Annotated in this window: 1 pseudogene; it reads right to left on the bottom strand. The window is 65.4% G+C overall.

The window, feature by feature from the left end:
- A pseudogene (locus tag SB764_RS44180) lies at positions 1 to 240 on the bottom strand (ABC transporter permease); the annotation flags it as partial.

The following is a 240-nucleotide window of genomic DNA, read 5'->3' as shown; positions in this document are numbered from 1 at the left end:
CAGGATCGCCGACAGCAAGTCACGCGCCTGGCCATCGGTGCCCAGCCAGTAATGCATGCTGCCGTCGCCGCTTTCGCTGCCGGGCTTGAGCTTGGAATCCATGATGTCCAGCGATGCCAGGTCATACGGATTCTGCGGCGCGATCCACGGCGCCAGCAAGGCGGCGCCGACGATCAGCACCAGCATCACCAGGCCCAGCGTGGCCAGCTTGCTGGCGAAGAAATCGCCCAGGAAGCGGCG

The organism is Paraburkholderia sp. SIMBA_027 (assembly GCF_046535315.1).
Classification (GTDB): domain Bacteria; phylum Pseudomonadota; class Gammaproteobacteria; order Burkholderiales; family Burkholderiaceae; genus Paraburkholderia; species Paraburkholderia tropica.
This window is presented reverse-complemented; position numbering and strand designations above follow the sequence as displayed.